15 protein-coding genes are annotated in these 15,930 nt (G+C 74.0%); 6 read left to right on the forward strand and 9 right to left on the reverse strand.

The features are described 5' to 3' along the window. Positions 1-18 precede the first annotated feature (18 nt). From VF468_09375 to VF468_09385, 3 genes are read left to right on the forward strand one after another with little or no spacing between them, the layout of a single operon-like run. Positions 19-417 carry a plastocyanin/azurin family copper-binding protein gene (locus tag VF468_09375; protein ID HEX5878517.1) on the forward strand — a complete coding sequence of 133 codons (399 nt, stop codon included), beginning with the start codon at positions 19-21 and terminating at the stop codon, positions 415-417. Between the two features lie 12 nt (positions 418-429). Then, on the forward strand, positions 430-870 hold the full coding sequence (locus tag VF468_09380) for a DUF6529 family protein (protein ID HEX5878518.1): 441 nt from the start codon (positions 430-432) through the stop codon (positions 868-870). Between the two features lie 5 nt (positions 871-875). Next, complete coding sequence (locus VF468_09385; GenBank protein HEX5878519.1) at positions 876-2,015, forward strand: cupredoxin domain-containing protein; 1,140 nt, start codon at positions 876-878, stop codon at positions 2,013-2,015. Positions 2,016-2,090: 75 nt separating this feature from the next. Here VF468_09385 and VF468_09390 read toward each other — a convergent pair whose 3' ends face one another. Beyond that, the gene (locus VF468_09390; protein ID HEX5878520.1) at positions 2,091-2,870 is read right to left on the reverse strand and encodes a thioesterase family protein; all 780 of its coding nucleotides are present in this window, start codon (positions 2,868-2,870) and stop codon (positions 2,091-2,093) included. A gap of 137 nt (positions 2,871-3,007) precedes the next feature. Here VF468_09390 and VF468_09395 point away from each other — a divergent pair, with 137 nt between their 5' ends. Further along, a complete protein-coding gene (locus VF468_09395; GenBank protein ID HEX5878521.1) occupies positions 3,008-3,247 on the forward strand; it encodes a hypothetical protein in 240 nt (79 codons plus the stop codon). A gap of 4 nt (positions 3,248-3,251) precedes the next feature. After that, a complete protein-coding gene (locus tag VF468_09400; protein ID HEX5878522.1) occupies positions 3,252-3,740 on the forward strand; it encodes a hypothetical protein in 489 nt (162 codons plus the stop codon). Here the strand turns inward: VF468_09400 and glcF are convergent. The 7 genes from glcF to VF468_09435 all read right to left on the reverse strand — a co-directional run bounded on the left by glcF (position 3,737) and on the right by VF468_09435 (position 13,593). Then, positions 3,737-5,200 carry a glycolate oxidase subunit GlcF gene (gene glcF, locus VF468_09405; protein HEX5878523.1) on the reverse strand — a complete coding sequence of 488 codons (1,464 nt, stop codon included), beginning with the start codon at positions 5,198-5,200 and terminating at the stop codon, positions 3,737-3,739. The genes VF468_09400 and glcF overlap by 4 nt on opposite strands. Continuing rightward, complete coding sequence (locus VF468_09410; protein HEX5878524.1) at positions 5,200-6,468, reverse strand: FAD-binding oxidoreductase; 1,269 nt, start codon at positions 6,466-6,468, stop codon at positions 5,200-5,202. The genes glcF and VF468_09410 overlap by 1 nt, the downstream gene beginning before the upstream one ends. Before the next feature lie 3 nt (positions 6,469-6,471). Then, a complete protein-coding gene (locus tag VF468_09415; protein ID HEX5878525.1) occupies positions 6,472-7,929 on the reverse strand; it encodes an FAD-linked oxidase C-terminal domain-containing protein in 1,458 nt (485 codons plus the stop codon). Positions 7,930-7,955: 26 nt separating this feature from the next. After that, entirely contained in the window at positions 7,956-9,551 is a 1,596-nt protein-coding gene (gene aceB, locus VF468_09420; GenBank protein ID HEX5878526.1) for a malate synthase A, read from the reverse strand. 100 nt (positions 9,552-9,651) lie between these two features. Beyond that, positions 9,652-10,272, reverse strand: a complete 621-nt coding sequence (pdxH, locus tag VF468_09425; GenBank protein ID HEX5878527.1) for a pyridoxamine 5'-phosphate oxidase — start codon at positions 10,270-10,272, stop codon at positions 9,652-9,654. Positions 10,273-10,282: 10 nt separating this feature from the next. Next, positions 10,283-12,832 (reverse strand): FtsX-like permease family protein, encoded by a 2,550-nt coding sequence (locus VF468_09430; protein HEX5878528.1) that lies wholly within the window; start codon positions 12,830-12,832, stop codon positions 10,283-10,285. An 8-nt stretch (positions 12,833-12,840) separates the two neighbouring features. Beyond that, the gene (locus tag VF468_09435) at positions 12,841-13,593 is read right to left on the reverse strand and encodes an ABC transporter ATP-binding protein (protein ID HEX5878529.1); all 753 of its coding nucleotides are present in this window, start codon (positions 13,591-13,593) and stop codon (positions 12,841-12,843) included. 134 nt (positions 13,594-13,727) lie between these two features. On the opposite strand from VF468_09435, the gene VF468_09440 reads away from it, so the two are divergent. Beyond that, positions 13,728-14,711, forward strand: coding sequence for an ROK family protein (locus tag VF468_09440; GenBank protein HEX5878530.1), 984 nt, complete (start codon positions 13,728-13,730; stop codon positions 14,709-14,711). On the opposite strand, the gene VF468_09445 is transcribed toward VF468_09440, so the two are convergent. Further along, positions 14,690-15,922 carry a PQQ-dependent sugar dehydrogenase gene (locus VF468_09445; GenBank protein ID HEX5878531.1) on the reverse strand — a complete coding sequence of 411 codons (1,233 nt, stop codon included), beginning with the start codon at positions 15,920-15,922 and terminating at the stop codon, positions 14,690-14,692. The two genes, VF468_09440 and VF468_09445, sit on opposite strands and share 22 nt — an antisense overlap. Positions 15,923-15,930: the final 8 nt, after the last annotated feature.

The raw sequence follows: 15,930 nt of genomic DNA on the forward strand, positions 1-15,930 counted from the left end.
CTGTAGATATATCGGGACATGAGCCATGCCGCCGATCGTCCACGCCCAAATCCGGTCTGGCTACTGGTCGTCGTCCTGATGGTGGTGCTGGCCGTGGCCGGCCCGGTGATCATGGTCCGCGACCAGCTCGCCGATGACGCCCCGGCCGCGCCCGCCGCCGCGGCCGCGGCCGCGGGGAGCACGGTGAAGATGGCCGGGCTGGCCTTCGCGCCCGGCACGCTCACGGTGGCCAGGGGCTCGACGGTGGTCTTCGACAACGACGACACCGCCCCTCACACGGTCACGGCGCGCTCCGGCGGGGTCGACTCGGGCGTGCTCGACCCGGGCCGGCAGTTCAGCACCACCGTCACCGACGGCTTCGACTACTTCTGCAGCATCCACCCCAGCATGACCGCCAAGATCGCCGTGACCGGCTGACCAGGAGGCGTGGTGGACGTCATCGAGCTCCTCAACGACCTGACGGGCGGCCAGCTGCTGCTCTGGAAGGTGCTGCTGACCTCCGTGATCTTCGCCTGCGCGGGGCTCCAGGTGCTGCTGGCGGCCCGCTTCTACGAGGCGAGCACGGTGCCGCCCATCTCCACCGGGGCGGCGTCGCGGACCCACCGCCTGAACGGCAAGCTGACCGTCACCCTGGCCGTGGTGGTGGCCCTGTCCTGCCTGGCCGGGCCGGCCGGGCCGACCTCCCCGACCCGGGTGCTGCTCCACTCGGTGTTCGGGAGCCTGGTCTTCGGCCTGCTCGCGGCCAAGTACACGGTGCTGAAGCTGTGGCCGGCCGGCGGCCGCTTCCTGCCGTGGATCGGCAGCGGCCTGTTCCTGACCTTCGCCGCCATCTGGGCGACCAGCGTGGCCGACTACGTGACCGCGAGGTAGCCGACATGCGCGCCTTCCGCCTGCTGCCCCTGCTCGCCCTCACCGGCCTGGTCCTGCTCGCGCCCCCGGCCGCCTCGGCTCCCGTCACCGCCCAGGCGGGCGAGGAGGCCGAGATCGTCGACTTCGACTTCTCCCCGCGCCGCCTCACCGTCGAGGCCGGGACCACGGTGACCTGGTCCAACACCGGGGAGCGGCCCCACACCGCCACCGACCGGGGCGGCACCTTCGACACCAGGCCGATCGCCCCCGGGGCCAGCGCCGAGGTCACCCTGAGCACGCCCGGGACCTACTTCTACTTCTGCCGCATCAACCCGGCCAAGATGAACGGGGTCCTGACCGTCGAGCCGGGCGCCGACGAGCCGCGGGCGGTCCGGGTCCAGGCGGTCGACCCCGGCCAGACCGGCGACAGGCTCCGCTTCGACCCGTCCGAGCTGGAGGTGGCCGCCGGGACCACCCTGCTGGTGGCCAACGTCGGCGGCAAGCCCCACACCCTCACCGCCGACGACGGCTCCTTCGACACCGGCGTGGTCGAGCCGGGCGCGCAGGGCGGCCGCTTCGCCGGCAGGAACGCCAGCGTCACCCTGAACCAGGCCGGCACGTTCAAGTTCCACTGCGAGGTCCACCCGGCGGCCATGAAGGGGACGGTGACCGTCACCGGCCAGGCCGCGGGCGGCGGACCGGCCCAGGCGTCGGCCGGGCCGCGCGAGATCGACGTGGGCGCCGTCGACTTCGCCTTCGAGCCCAAGGACGCCTCGGTGGCCGCCGGGGGCAAGGTGACCGTCACCAACCAGGGCCAGGCGCCCCACACCATGACCCTGGACGACGTCGACCTCGACACCGGCTCGATCGACCCGGGGGCCAGCACCGAGCTGACCGCCCCCGACGCGCCGGGCAGCTACAGCTACCGCTGCACCGTCCACCCGGCCCGGATGCGGGGCGTGCTGGTGGTCCTGGGCCGCGACACCGACGACCCCAACGCCCAGGCGGCCGCCCCGGCCGCGGCCCCGGCGGCCCCGGCCGGCGGCGGAGGCGGGGGCCCGGGCGGCGGCGTCACCGCGTTCGTCCTGGCCACCGCCGTGGTCGCCGCCTTCCTGGGCGGGATCGGGGTGAGCGCGTTCGCCCTGCGCCGCCGCACCGCCACCTGACGGGGTTCGCGCCTTCGCCCTCCGCCGCCCGGCCGCCAAGGGGCCCCAGTTAGGGCGGGTGGGGTTCAAGCGCGCTCAGCGGCGGTCGACGAACAGGGCCTGGGTGGCGCGTCCGATCGGGCCCTGCTCGTCGTGGAGGGTGGTGTCGGCCAGGCCGATGCCGTCGGCGACCGTGGTCGCCGCCTCGAGGGCGACCCACTCGCCGGCCGCGGGCCGCAGCAGGTAGACGGTGAGGTCGGGGGTGATGAAGCGCCAGCGGCGGTAGTCGAGGGCGGCGCTGACGCCGTTGCCGGAGTCGGCCGCGGCCAGCACCCGGCACAGCGGCGACGGCGCCTCGCCCGGGACCAGCGGGTGGCGCATGCGCATCCAGGCCGTGGCCGGGCCCTCCTCCAGGAACGAGCCGGCCACGAACCGGACCTCCATGGCCGTGTGGTAGCCGACGTCCTGGCCGGTCGGGAAGAACGGCGCGGCCCGGCCGGCGTCGGGGCCCGGCAGCCGGGGCGGCGGGACCAGCCCGCCGGGCAGCTCCAGCTCGGCCCGCCGGACCCGCAGGGCCGTGGCCCGCATCACCTCGGCCTCCCCGGCCGACAGGGTCGCCTCCACCAGCTCGACGCTGCGCCCGCCCCGCAGCAGCCGGGCCGCCACCGCCAGCTCGGCGATCGGCAGCGGCCGCGCGATCTCGAAGGTGGCCCGGGCCACCGCCAGGTCGTCCCGGTCCCCGAGGCCCTCGACGGCCCGGCCCAGCAGCGCCGCCGCCGGCCCGGCGTGCTGCAGCCCCGGCGCCCACGGGCCCTGGGTGAGCTCGGTGGCCCGGAACCGGTCCGGGCCGAGCGGAACGAAGAAGGCGTCGGGCATGGCCGCAGTCTAGATGCGCCGATCGCCGGATGGTGCGTGCTCGGGGCGGCATGGGATTTTCATCCTCTCGCTGACGGGCGGCGTCCCGGTGAACGCCGCGCAAGCAGCCTGACCGTCCCGCTGATAGCGTCTCCCCCATGTGGGAGTACGCGATCCGCGAGTACGTGCAGGAATGGGGTGATCAGACCGAGGACCGGTCCATGGCCTCCTTCCTGGACGAGCTGAACCGGCTGGGGGAGGATGGCTGGGAGGCGGTCGGGATCACGCCCCGGACCCACTACGACCGCGGGGGCGGGCCGGGCGGCTGGGACACCTTCACCTTCGTGGTACTCCTGAAGCGGCTGCGGCCGGCCGACGACATGATGCCGAGGAGCTGAGGCCATGAAGGGCGCGATCCGGGTCCTGGTCGTGGGCGCCACCGCCGGGCTCGTCGCCGGCCAGGTGATGGACAAGGCGACGACCTGGTACTACGGGCGCCAGAGCGACGCCTCCAAGCAGCGCGAGCAGGAGCTGCTGCCCGAGGGCGCCCCGCTGGCGGCGACCCGGAAGCTGGCCGGTCTGGTCGGGGCCGAGCCGACCGACGACCAGGCCAGCACGATCGCCCTGGCCATGCACCGGGGGCTGGGGCAGGGCTACGGGGTGGCCGCGGCCGCGCTCACCCAGCGCGGCGTCCCGCCCCTGGCCGCCGGGGTCGCCGCCGGCATGGCCGGGTTCCTGGTGGTGGACGAGCTGGCCAACAGCCTCTTCTTCACCCCGCCGCCCCAGGCCTACCCGGTCGAGAGCCACCTGCGCGGCGTCGTCGGCCACCTCACCCTCGGAGTCGTCACCGGCGTGCTGCTGGCCCTGGCCCGACGGCTGCGGCTGCTCTAGCTCCGGCGCTCCAGCAGCGAGCCGGGCTGGGCGCCGCGGACGGCCGCGTCCAGGACCTCGGCCACATGCGCCATGGGCAGGCGCTGGCCGCGGCGCTCCAGGGCGTTGCGCAGCTGCATCAGGCAGCCCGGGTTGGAGGTGACCACCAGGTCGGCCCCGGTGGCGAGCACGTTGGCCGCCTTGCGGTCGCCCAGCTCGGCCGCCGGCTCCGGCTCGACCAGGTTGTAGATGCCGGCCGAGCCGCAGCAGATCTCGCCCTCGGCGATCTCGCGCACCTCCAGGCCCGGGATGGCCCGCAGGGCCGCCCGGGGCTGGGCCCGGATGCCCTGGGCGTGGCCCAGGTGGCAGGCGTCGTGCCAGGCCACCTTCATCGGCAGCGGGTGCCGGGGGGCGGCCGGGCCGAGCTCGACCAGCAGCTCGGACAGGTCGCGGACCCGGTCGGAGAACGCCTGGGCCCGCTCCGCCCAGGCCGGGTCGTCGCGGAGCAGGTGGCCGTACTCCTTCATGGCCGACCCGCAGCCGGCCGCGTTGACCACCACCTGGTCGACCCCGGCGGCCTCGAAGGTCTCGATGGCCGCCCTGGCGAACGCCTGGGCCTCGGCCTCGCGGCCGGCATGGAGGCTGAGGGCGCCGCAGCAGCCCTGGCCGGGCGGGGCCACGACCTCGCAGCCGTCGGCGGCCAGGACCCGGGCCGTGGCCGCGTTGACCTCGGGGAAGAACACCCGCTGGACGCAGCCGGTGAGCATCCCGACCCGCCGTCTGTGCGTCCCTTCGGCCGGGGTGACCTCGGGCACCGGCTCCGGGCGGCCCAGGTCGGGCAGCAGCCGCTCCATGGCCCCGAGGCGCCCGGGCAGCAGCCCGGCCCGCCGGACCAGGGCGCCCACGCGGGCCCGCTGGTAGAGGCGGAGGGGGCCGCGCAGCAGGCGCAGCCGCTCCGGGTAGGGGAACAGCCGGAAGATCAGCGCCCGGAAGGCGCGGTCGCGCCGCGGGCGTGGGTAGCGGCGCTCGACCTGCTGGCGGGTGGCCTCGATCAGCTTGCCGTACTGGACCCCGGACGGGCAGGCGGTGACGCAGGCCATGCAGCCGAGGCACTGGTCGAAGTGGCGGACCATCTCGGTGTTCAGGGCCTCGCCCTGGCGCCCCAGCTCCATCAGGTAGATGCGGCCCCGGGGCGAGTCCATCTCCTCGCCCCAGAGCACGTAGGTCGGGCAGGTGGGCAGGCAGAAGCCGCAGTGGACGCAGTCGTCGATCAGCTCCTGCTCGGGCGGGTGGTGGTCGTCGAAGGCGGGCAGCACCGACACGTGGGTCTCGAACCGTCCGGTCCCCTCGGTCGCCCGGTCCGCCTGGCCCGGGTCGGCCCCGACCTCGTCGGGCAGCCCCTCCGGTCCCCGTGCCCCGATCTGGGTCGCCGAGGCCCGCTCGTGGGCCGGCTCGGGCCCCTGTCCCGTCTGCTCGGTCATCAGATGCCTCCCACGAACCGGCCCGGGCTCATCCGGCGGCCAGGGTCGAACCGCTCCTTTACCCGGCGCATCAGCCCGAGCGCGTCCCCGGGCGGCCCCCACACGTCCAGCTCCCGCTTGAGGTGCGCCGGCGCCTTGACCACGACCAGGCCGCCCCCGACGGCGGCCAGCCGCTCCCTGGTCTCGGCGACCCACGCGACCACCCTCGGGACCGCCGGGTGGTCGGCCCGCAGGTCGCCCTCGCGGGCCGAGCTGGCCAGCCAGGCCACGCCGGTGCCGGCGTGCACCCTGAGCTGGCCGTCCCGGCCAAGGACGCCGCCGGCCAGGAGGCCGGGCAGCTCGGCCGGCGGGAAGGTGGCCTTGAACGCGAGCTCCGCCTTCTCGAACGGGAGCGCGCCGAGCTGGTGGAGGGCGGCGTCGGTCTCCCCCGGCCCGGCCACGGCCGCCTCCCCGATCTGGCCGAGGAGCTCGACGGCGGCCCCCGCCTGCGCCTCCACCCCCGGCCCGATGCCCTCGAACACGGTCGTGAGCCGGCCCGGCCAGCCCCACTCGTCCAGCTGCAGCTCGATCGCGCTCGGCTCCAGGGCGGAGCGGAGCAGCCGCTGGACGGCCTGGCCGACCCGCTCGGGCGCCTCCGCCCGGAAGGTCACCACGGACGCGGCCGCCGGCACGGGGTGGAGGCGGAAGATGACCTCGGCGACCAGGCCGAGGGTGCCGAACGAGCCGCAGAACAGCTTGGCCAGGTCGTAGCCGGCGACGTTCTTGACCACCTTGCCGCCGGCCCGGGCCACGGTGCCGTCGGCCAGGACCACGGTGATGCCGATGATCAGGTCGCGCACCGTGCCGTAGCGCAGCCGCCGCGGGCCCGAGGCGTTGGCCGCCACCACCCCGCCGAGGGTGGCCCCCGGCTCGGGCGGGTCGAGGGCCAGCCACTGGCCGGCCGGGGCCAGGGTGGCCTGGAGGTCGGCCAGGCGCAGGCCCGCCTGGGCCCGGACGACCAGGTCGCCGGCGGCGTGCTCCAGCACCTGGTCGAGGCGCTCGGTGGAGACGAGCAGGTCGGCCCGCTGGGGCGGGTTCCCCAGCCCGAGCTTGCTCCCCCCGCCCGCGAAGGCCACGGCCAGGCCGTCGTCGGCGGCGGCCCGGAGGACCTGGCTGGCCTCCTCCACCGACACGGGGCGGGCCACCCGGGCCACCGGCACGCCGTCGACGGCCGTGCCCGGCGGGGCCGGCTGGACCAGGTCGCCGCGCGCCAGCTCCTGGAGGCCCACGGCTCAGAACACCTCCGCCAGGCCGGCCTGCTCGGCCGGGTGGACCCGGCGCGGGCCGGGACGCTCGCCGCACAGCCGCGGGGTGGGGAACACCTTGCCCGGGTTGGCCCGTCCCTCGGGGTCGAAGGCGCAGCGCACCAGCTGCATGGTGTCCAGGTCCTCGGGCGTGAACTGCCGGCCCATGTACTGCTTCTTGTCGAAGCCGACGCCGTGCTCGCCGGTGATCGACCCGCCGTGCTCCAGGCAGGTGTAGAGGATCTCGGCGGCCAGCTCCTCGGCCCGCTGCTCCTGGCCGGAGACCTCGCCGTCGTACAGCACCAGCGGGTGCAGGTTGCCGTCGCCGGCGTGGAACACGTTGGCCACCCGCAGCCCGCGCTCGTCGGCCAGCTCGGTGATCCGCCGCAGCACCTCGGGCAGGGCGGTCCGGGGGATGACCCCGTCCTGGACGTAGTAGTCGGGGCTGATCCGCCCAACGGCGGCAAAGGCCGACTTGCGGCCCTTCCAGAACAGGGCCCGCTGGTCGTCGTCCTCGGCGATCTGGATGGTGGTCGAGCCGGCCTCCTGGCAGTGCCGCTCGACCTCGTCGAACTGGTGCTCGACCTCGGCCGCCGGCCCGTCCAGCTCCACCACCAGGACCGCGCCAGCCCCTTCCGGGTAGTGCACGTGCACGGCCGCCTCGGCGGCCTCCATGGCCAGGGCGTCCATCATCTCGATGGCCGCCGGCACGATCCCGGCCCCGATGATCCTGGACACGGCGTCGCCGGCCTGGTCGGTGCCCTCGAACGCGGCCAGCAGGGTGCGGACGGCCTCGGGCTTGCGCAGCAGCCGCAGGGTCACCTTGGTGGTGATGCCGAGGGTGCCCTCGGAGCCGACGAAGGCGCCGAGCAGGTCGTAGCCCGGCGGGTCGGGGGCCTTGCCGCCCCCCAGGTGGATCAGCTCGCCGTCGGGCAGCACCACCTCCAGGCCGGTGACGTGGTTGGTGGTGAAGCCGTACTTCAGGCAGTGGGCGCCGCCCGAGTTCTCGGCCACGTTGCCCCCGATGGAGCAGACCTGCTGGCTGGAGGGGTCGGGGGCGTAGTAGAAGCCGTCGGGCGCCACCTCCTTGGTGACCTGGAGGTTCAGCACCCCTGGCTCGACCACGGCCCGCTGGTTGTCCAGGTCGACCTCGAGGATGCGGCGCATGCGGGCGAGCACGATCAGCACCCCGTCCGACACCGGCAGGGCCCCGCCGGACAGGCCGGTGCCCGAGCCGCGGGCCACGAACGGCACCCCGGCCTCGGAGCAGGCCTTGACCGCCCCCTGGGCCTGGTCGGCCGTCTCGGGGAGCACGACCACGCTGGGGATGACCCGGAAGTTGGCCAGGCCGTCGCACTCGTAGGTGCGCAGCTGGTTGCGCTCGGAGATCACCCCCTGGCGGCCGACGACCTGCTCCAGCCGGTGGATGAGAGCCTGTCGGTCCATGGCGCCGAACCTCCTCGCGCCGGTGCTCAGTCCAGCTGCTCGTAGGCGGGGATGGTCAGGAACTCGACGAACTCGTCGGCCAGGGCGACCTGTTCGAACAGGGCCCTGGACTGGTCGGGGCGGCCCTCGCTGTAGAAGAACTCGTCTCCCACCTGCTCGCGGATCTTCTCCAGCTCCTCGGTGGCGGTCTGGCGGACCAGGTCGGCGGTGACCGTCTGGCCCTCCGCCAGCTTGACGCCGTTGTGGACCCACTGCCAGACCTGGGAGCGAGAGATCTCGGCCGTGGCCGCGTCCTCCATCAGGTTGAAGATCGGGGCCGCGCCCTGGCCGCGCAGCCAGGAGGAGATGTACTGGATGCCGACGTTGACGTTGTTGCGCAGGCCCTCCTCGGTCGCCTCGCCCGGGGTCGAGGCGATGTCCAGCAGCTCGCCCTGGCCGACCTGGACGTCGTCGCGCTGGCGGTCGATCTGGTTGGGCCGGGACCCCAGCACCCCGTCGAACACCTCCATGGCCACCGGCACCAGGTCGGGGTGGGCGACCCAGGTGCCGTCGAAGCCGTCGCCGGCCTCGCGCTGCTTGTCCTCGCGCACCTTGGCCGTGGCCTGCTGGTTGATCTCGGGCCGCTTGCGGCTGGGGATGAACGCCGACATGCCGCCCATGGCGAACGCGCCCCGGCGGTGACAGGTCTTGACCAGCAGCTGGGTATAGGCCCGCATGAACGGCACCGTCATGGTCACCTTGTTGCGGTCGGGCAGGGTGAACTCGGGCCGGTTCCGGAACTTCTTGATGACCGAGAACATGTAGTCCCAGCGGCCGGCGTTGAGCCCGGCCGAGTGGTCGCGCAGCTCGTACAGGATCTCGTCCATCTCGAAGGCGGCCGTGATGGTCTCGATCAGCACCGTCGCCTTGACCGTCCCCCTGGGGATGCCGAGGCGGTCGGAGGCGAGCTGGAAGGCGTCGTTCCAGAGCCGCGCCTCCTGGTGGCTCTCCAGCTTGGGCAGGTACAGGTAGACGCCCTGGCCCCGCTCCAGCAGCCGCCGGGCCCCGTGGAACATGAACAGCCCGAAGTCGACCAGGCTGCCCGAGGCCGGCTGCCCGTCGACCACCACGTGCTTCTCGGGCAGGTGCCAGCCCCGGGGCCGCGGCATCAGCGTGGCCACCTCGTCGCCCAGCCGGTACTGGCGGCCGTCGGGGCTCTCGAAGCTGATCGTGCCCTCGATGGCGTCGACCAGGTTCTGCTGCCCGCCGAACATGTTCTGCCAGGTCGGGGCGTTGGCGTCCTCGAAGTCGGCCATGAACACCCGGGCCCCGGAGTTGAGGGCGTTGATCAGCATCTTGCGGTCGGTCGGCCCGGTGATCTCGACCCGCCGGTCGGCCAGCCCCTCCACCGGCGCGACCCGCCAGTCCCCCTCCCGCACCGACGCCGTCTCGCCGAGGAAGTCGGGCAGCTCCCCGGCGTCGAACCCCGCCTGCCGCTCCCCCCGCTTGGCCAGCAGCGCCCGCCGGGTCGGCCCCAGCTCCCGCTGGAGCTCGGCCACCAGCCCCAGCGCCTCGTCGCTCAGGACGCCCGGGTACCTCTCGCGTGCCGGACCACGGACCTCAACACCGTCGGGGGATGCCACCGCCAAGCCCTCCGCTCACGAGACGTCCTGTTCGCCCCATTGTATGGAGCCGCCTACGGCGGCACTTGATGCATTCCGCCCGCCAGAATCGGCGGTCGGGTCAGGGGGCGAGGCGCTCGATCTTCCAGCCGCCGGCGGCGCGGCGGTAGCGGAGGCGGTCGTGGAGGCGGTTGGGGCGGCCCTGCCAGAACTCGACGGTCTCGTGGGCCAGGCGGAAGCCGCCCCAGAAGTCGGGCAGGGGGAGCCCGCCGCCGGGGAGGCGGGTGGCCAGCTCGGCGACCCGTCGCTCCAGGATGACCCGGCTGTCGATCACCCTGCTCTGGGGGGAGGCGGCCGCGCTGAGCTGGCTGCCGGGGGGGCGGGAATGGAAGTAGGCCTCGCTCTCGGCCCGGCTGGTCGGGGTGACCCGGCCCTCGATCCGGACCTGGCGCTCCAGCGGGCCCCACCAGAAGACCAGGGCGGCCAGCGGGTTGGCGGCCAGCTCGGCGCCCTTGCGGCTCTCGTAGTTGGTGTAGAAGCAGAAGCCGCGCTCGTCGAACCCGCGCAGTAGGACCATGCGGGCCGAGGGGCGGCCGTCCGGGGTCGCGGTGGCCAGCGTCATGGCGGTCGGTTCGAGCAGGCCGGCCTGCTCGGCCTGCCCGAACCAGCGCCCGAACTGGACCACCGGGTCGGCGTCGACGTCAGCCTCGGCCAGCGCCTCCCTGGTGTACTCCGATCGCATACCCCAGACGCTACTCCGTGGCGATCGCCCTGAGCACGTCGATCCTGGCCGCCCGGCGGCCGGGCCCGACCGCGGCCAGGATGCCGGCGAGGGCGGCGGCGACCACGAAGGCGACCAGCTGCCCGACCGGCAGGGCGAACTCGGTGATGCCCTGGCTGCTCAGGGCCCGCACGATCGTCCAGCCGAAGAACACCCCGACGGCCAGCCCGAGGACGGCCCCGAGGACGGCGATGATCACCGCCTCCCAGCGGATCATCGAGCGCAGCTGGGCGCGGGTGGCCCCGACGGCCCGGAGCAGGCCGAGCTCGCGGATGCGCTCGAAGATCGACAGGCCGAGGGTGTTCACGATGCCGAACAGGGCGATCACGATGGCCAGGCCGAGCAGCGAGTAGAACAGGTTGATGATCTGGTCGATCTGCCTGGCCTGCTCGTCGCTGAACTCGGCCTGGTCGCGCACGGTGACGTTGGGGAAGTCGGCCATCACCCGGTCGACCGCGGCCCGGGAGTCGGCCGGGGCGACCCCCGGGGCGGCCTTGACCAGGATCTGGCTGTCGGCCTGGTCGGCGTAGCCGCGCTCGTAGTCGGGTAGCCCGAGCATGAAGTCGCCGTTCAGGCTGTTGTCCTTGTAGATCGCCTTGACCGGGATCTGCTGGACGCCGTTGCGGGGGAACTCCATCGCGACGCGCTCCCCGACCGTCCAGCCGTTGGCCTCGGCCACGGTGTCCTTCACGGCCAGGCCGCCCGAGGCCAGGTCGCCGAGGTTGCCGGCGGTGGTCTCGGTCTTGACGACCTGCTGGTAGGCGGCCGGGTCGACGCCGAAGAGCGACTTGTTGGCCCCGTTCAGCTTCCACGGCCCAAGGCGGAGCCCGGCCACGGCCGCCAGCTGCGGCTGCTCGGCCAGGCGCTCGGCGGCCTCGGGGCTGAACGGCTGGAAGTTGTCGTTGAAGAGGATGTAGTCGGCCGAGACGGTGTCCTCGAGGATCTCGGTGGTCGAGGCCTTGATCGAGGCGGCGAAGATGCTGACGAAGGCGACCAGGGCCAGCCCGATCATCAGGGCGGCCGCGGTCGAGGCGGTCCGCCGCGGGTTGCGCATGGCGTTCTGGCGGGCCAGGGTGCCGGGCAGCCGGAAGGCGCGAGCGAACGGCCAGCCGATGACCCGGGCCAGGGGCCGCGCGATCAGCGGGCTCAGGATGGCCACGCCGAAGAAGACGATCACGGCCCCGGAGGCGACGTTGACCAGCTGGTTGCCCTCGCTGCGGAACAGGCCGGCCAGCAGCGCGGCCACGCCGACGGCGGTGACCAGCACGCCGAGCACGATCCGGCGCTTGCGGAAGCCGGTCGGGGCGAACGCCGTCTCCGGCTGGAGGGCGGCCACCGGCGGCACCCGGGTCGCCTTGAGGGCCGGCAGCAGCGCCGCCAGCACGGTCACGACGACGCCGACCAGCAGCGACACGACCACCGTGCGGGGCTGGAACTGGATGCCGGTGGCGGGGATGTCGGCGCCGAGGAAGCCGCTCAGCAGGGCCCGTAGGCCGCTGGCGATCAGCAGGCCGAGGCCGAGGCCGACCAGCGACGCCACCACGGCCACGATCACGGACTCGACCAGCACCGAGGTCATCACCTGGCGGCGGCTCGCCCCCAGGCAGCGCAGCAGGGCCAGCTCGCGGGTGCGCTGGGCGACGATGATCGTGAAGGTGTTGAAGATCAGAAACGCGCCCACCAGCAGGGCCACGCCGGCGAAGGCGAGCAGGGCCGTGCCCAGGAACCGCCCGATGGTGTCGTTGATCTGGGCGGCCGAGTCCTCGGCCAGCTCTGTGCCGGTGAGCACCTCGTACTTGGGGTCGGCGATGGCCGCCCGGACCCGGTCGCGCAGTTCCTCGGGGTTGACGCCCTCCACGGCGGCGACGTCGATCTCGTCGAAGCGGCCCTCGCGGTTCATCACCTCCTGGGCGGTGGCCAGGTCGAAGCCGACCAGACGGGCCCCGCCGAGGTTGTCGGCCTCGCCGAAGCCGATCACGCCGCTGACCGTGAACTCGCGGGCCGGGCCCTGGAACAGCACCTTGACCCGGTCACCGACCTTGTAGCCGGTGTCCTCGGCCGTCTTGGCGTCGATGGCCAGCTCGGTCGGCCCGCCCGGGAGCCGCCCGGAGCGGATGGTCGAGCCGGCCGTGAACTGGGTGTCCTGGTTGAACGACACGCCCAGGCTGGGGGCGCCGCCGGTGGTCACGGCCTTGCCGTCCTTGCCGACAAGCTGGGCGTAGCCGGTGACGCTGCCCTCGGCCACCCGCACGCCGTCGACCGCCTTGATCCGCTCCAGCAGGGCGGCCGGCATGGGATCGCGGACCTCGCCGGTGTCGAACCCGCCGAAGGTCTCCTCGGAGCGCACGGCCACGTCGATGCCCTGGGTGACCTGCTTGAACAGGCTGTCGAAGCTGGCCGTGATGGTGTCGGTGAGCACGTAGGTGCCGGCCACGAAGGAGACCCCGAGCACGATGGCCAGGGCGGTCGCGGCCAGCCGGAACTTGTGGGCCAGAAGCCCCTTGAGCGTCGCCTTGCGCATGGCCGCCGTCAGCCCCCCAGCTTCTTCATGAGGTCGAGCACCTTCTCGGCGGTCGGGTTGGCCATCTCGTCGACGATGCGGCCGTCGACCAGGAACAGCACGTGGTCGGAGAAGGCGGCCGAGTTGGGGTCGTGGGTGACCATCACGATCGTCTGGCCGTACTCGTCGACCGAGCGGCGCATGAAGCCGAGCAGCTCGGCGCCGGCGGCCGAGTCGAGGTTGCCGGTGGGCTCGTCGGCGAACACGATCGCCGGCTTGGAGGCCAGCGCCCTGGCCGCGGCCACCCGCTGCTGCTGGCCGCCGGACAGCTCGGCCGGCTTGTGGGCCAGGCGCTCGCGCAGCCCCACGGCGTCGATCACCTGGTCGACCCAGGGCCGGTCCGGCTTGCGGCCGGCGATGGCCAGGGGCAGCTCGACGTTCTCGGCCGCGGTCAGGGTCGGGAGCAGGTTGAAGGCCTGGAACACGAAGCCGACCTTGTCCCGGCGGAGCAGGGTGAGCTGCTTCTCGGACAGCTTGCTGAGCTCGACGTCGCCGATGAAGATCTGCCCCGAGGTGATCCGGTCCAGCCCGGCAAGGCAGTGCATCAGGGTCGACTTGCCCGAGCCGGACGGGCCCATGATGGCCGTGAAGCGGCCGCTGGGGAACTCGACGGAGACGTTGTCGAGGGCCCGCACCTCGGTCTGGCCCTGCCCGTAGATCTTGGTCACCTGGACGGCCCGCGCGGCCAGGGTCTCCTCGCCGGGCACGATGGCAGCTGACATGGGACGGCTCCCCTTCTCGTCATGGATCGTTGCTTGGTCTCGTGGCGAGCCTACGCGACCAAGCAAGCCGATTCGTCGGCCACGGCGCCGATTCGGCTCTCCACCTTTCGGAGGATGCTGGCATCATCCGGGTCATGCATACGGCAGGGGTCGACCTAGGCGGGACCAAGGTCCAGGGGGTGGTCGTCGGCGACGACGGCGCCAAGCTCGGCGAGGCCAGGGGCAAGACCCCGGCCGGGGACGGGGCGGCGGCGGTGGTGGCCGAGATCGCCAAGGTGGTCAAGGCGGCGGCCAGGGACGCCAAGGTGGCGCCGCACAAGCTGGCCGGGGTCGGGATCGGCTCCCCCGGCCGGGTCGACGCGGCCACCGGGGAGCTGTTCGGGGCGGCCAACGTCTTCGGGGCCGTCGACCGGGTGCCGCTGGGGGCGATGGTCGCCGACGCGGTCGGGGTCGAGCGGGTGGTGGTCGACAACGACGTGGTCGTGGCCACCCTGGCCGAGCACCGCCTCGGGGCCGGCCGGGGCTTCGACGACCTGCTCACGGTGTTCGCCGGGTCGGGGGTGGGCGGCGCCCTGGTGCTCGGGGGGCGGCTGCGGGCCGGCGCCCACGGGGCCGCCGGCGAGATCGGCCACGTGGTGGTGGTCGACGGGGGCGAGCTGTGCCCCTGCGGCCGCCGCGGCTGCATGGAGGCCTACGCCGGCCGGGTCGCCCTGGAGCGGGCCGCCCGGGCGGCCGCGGCCGCCGGCCGCCCGACCGAGCTGCTGGCCATCCAGGAGCGCCGGGGCCGCCCCCGGATGACCAGCGGCGTCTGGAAGGCGGCCCTGGACGCCGGCGACCCGCTGGCCCACGAGCTGATCGACCGGGCCATCGAGGCCCTGGGCGCGGCCATCGCCTCGGCCGTCAACCTGGTCGACGTCCAGGCCGTCCTGATCGGCGGCGGCCTGGGCGACAAGCTCGGCGAGCCGTTCGTCCGCCGGGTCGAGACGGCCATGGTCCCCCACCTGTTCCTCCCCCCCTCCGAGGTGGTGGTCCGCCTCGGCGAGCTCGGCGACTACGCCGGCGCCCTGGGGGCGGCCCTGCTGCTGTCCCCGGATGGTCAGGCGGGGGCGAGGCGGTAGACCACGCCGGCCAGCGACAGGGCGTAGAGCTCGCCGGCGGCGTCGGTCCCGAACGAGCTCAGGCTGGGGACCTCCAGGCCGAGGTCGCGCTGCTCGAGCACCTTGCCGTCGCGGGTCCGGGCCGCCCGCACCCAGCCGGAGCAGTAGTCGCCGTACAGGTAGGCGCCGCGCAGGCCGCCGATGCGCCGGCCGCGGTAGACGAACCCGCCGATCACGGTGCAGCCGTCGTCCCGCCCGTACTCGATCACCGGGTCGACGGCCCCGTCGGGCCGGTCGCCGCCGTTGAAGGGATGGCGGCCCTCGCGCCGGTTCCAGCCGTAGTTGCGCCCGCCCGACCCGGCCGGCTCGAAGTCGATCTCCTCGTAGGCGTTCTGGCCGACGTCGCCGATCCACAGGTCGCCGGTGGCGGCGTCGAACGAGAAGCGCCACGGGTTGCGCAGCCCGTAGGCCCAGATCTCGGGGCGGGCGCCGTCGCGACCGACGAACGGGTTGTCGGAGGGCACCCCGTAGGCACGGCCCCCGGCCGGTCGCGGGTCGATGCGGAGGATCTTGCCGAGCAGGGTGCCGAGCGACTGGCCGCTGCCCAGGGGGTCGCCGCCGCCCCCGCCGTCGCCGAAGGCGATGTAGAGGTGGTCGTCGGGCCCGAAGGCGAGCTGGCCGCCGTTGTGGTTGCCGAACGGGTCCTCGATGCGCAGCACCGACCGCTGGGAGCCCGGGTCGGCCCGCCGGCCGGCCATGGCCAGCTCGGCGATCTGGTGGTCGCCCTCCCGGTCGGTGTAGTGGAGGTACAGATAGCGGCCGTCGGGCGAGAAGGCCAGGCCGAGCAGCCCCTGCTCCCCGCCGGCGGTGACCTGGTCGGAGATGTCGGCCACCGGGGCCGGGTCGAGCTGGCCGCCGCGGATCGCCCGCACCCTGCCCACCTGCTCGACCACGTACAGGGTGCGCTCGCCCGGCCGCAGGGCCATGGCCACCGGCTGCTCCAGCTCGGCCACCGGCACGAGGCGGACGTCCGCCGCCCGGAACTGGGCGCTGGGCGCGGTCCCGGCCCGGGCGGCCGTGGTCGTGGGCTCCTCGGTGGTCGACGGCGCCGCCGTCGTCGAGGTGACGCTGGTCGCCGACCCGGCCTCCTGACCGGGGTCGTCCCCCGAGCAGGCGGCGATCACCAGGGCGAGGACGAGGAACGCGGCGGGGCCGCGCAGGGCTGGGCGCATGATGGACA

This window comes from Actinomycetota bacterium, assembly GCA_036280995.1.
Classification (GTDB): Bacteria; Actinomycetota; CALGFH01; order CALGFH01; family CALGFH01; genus CALGFH01.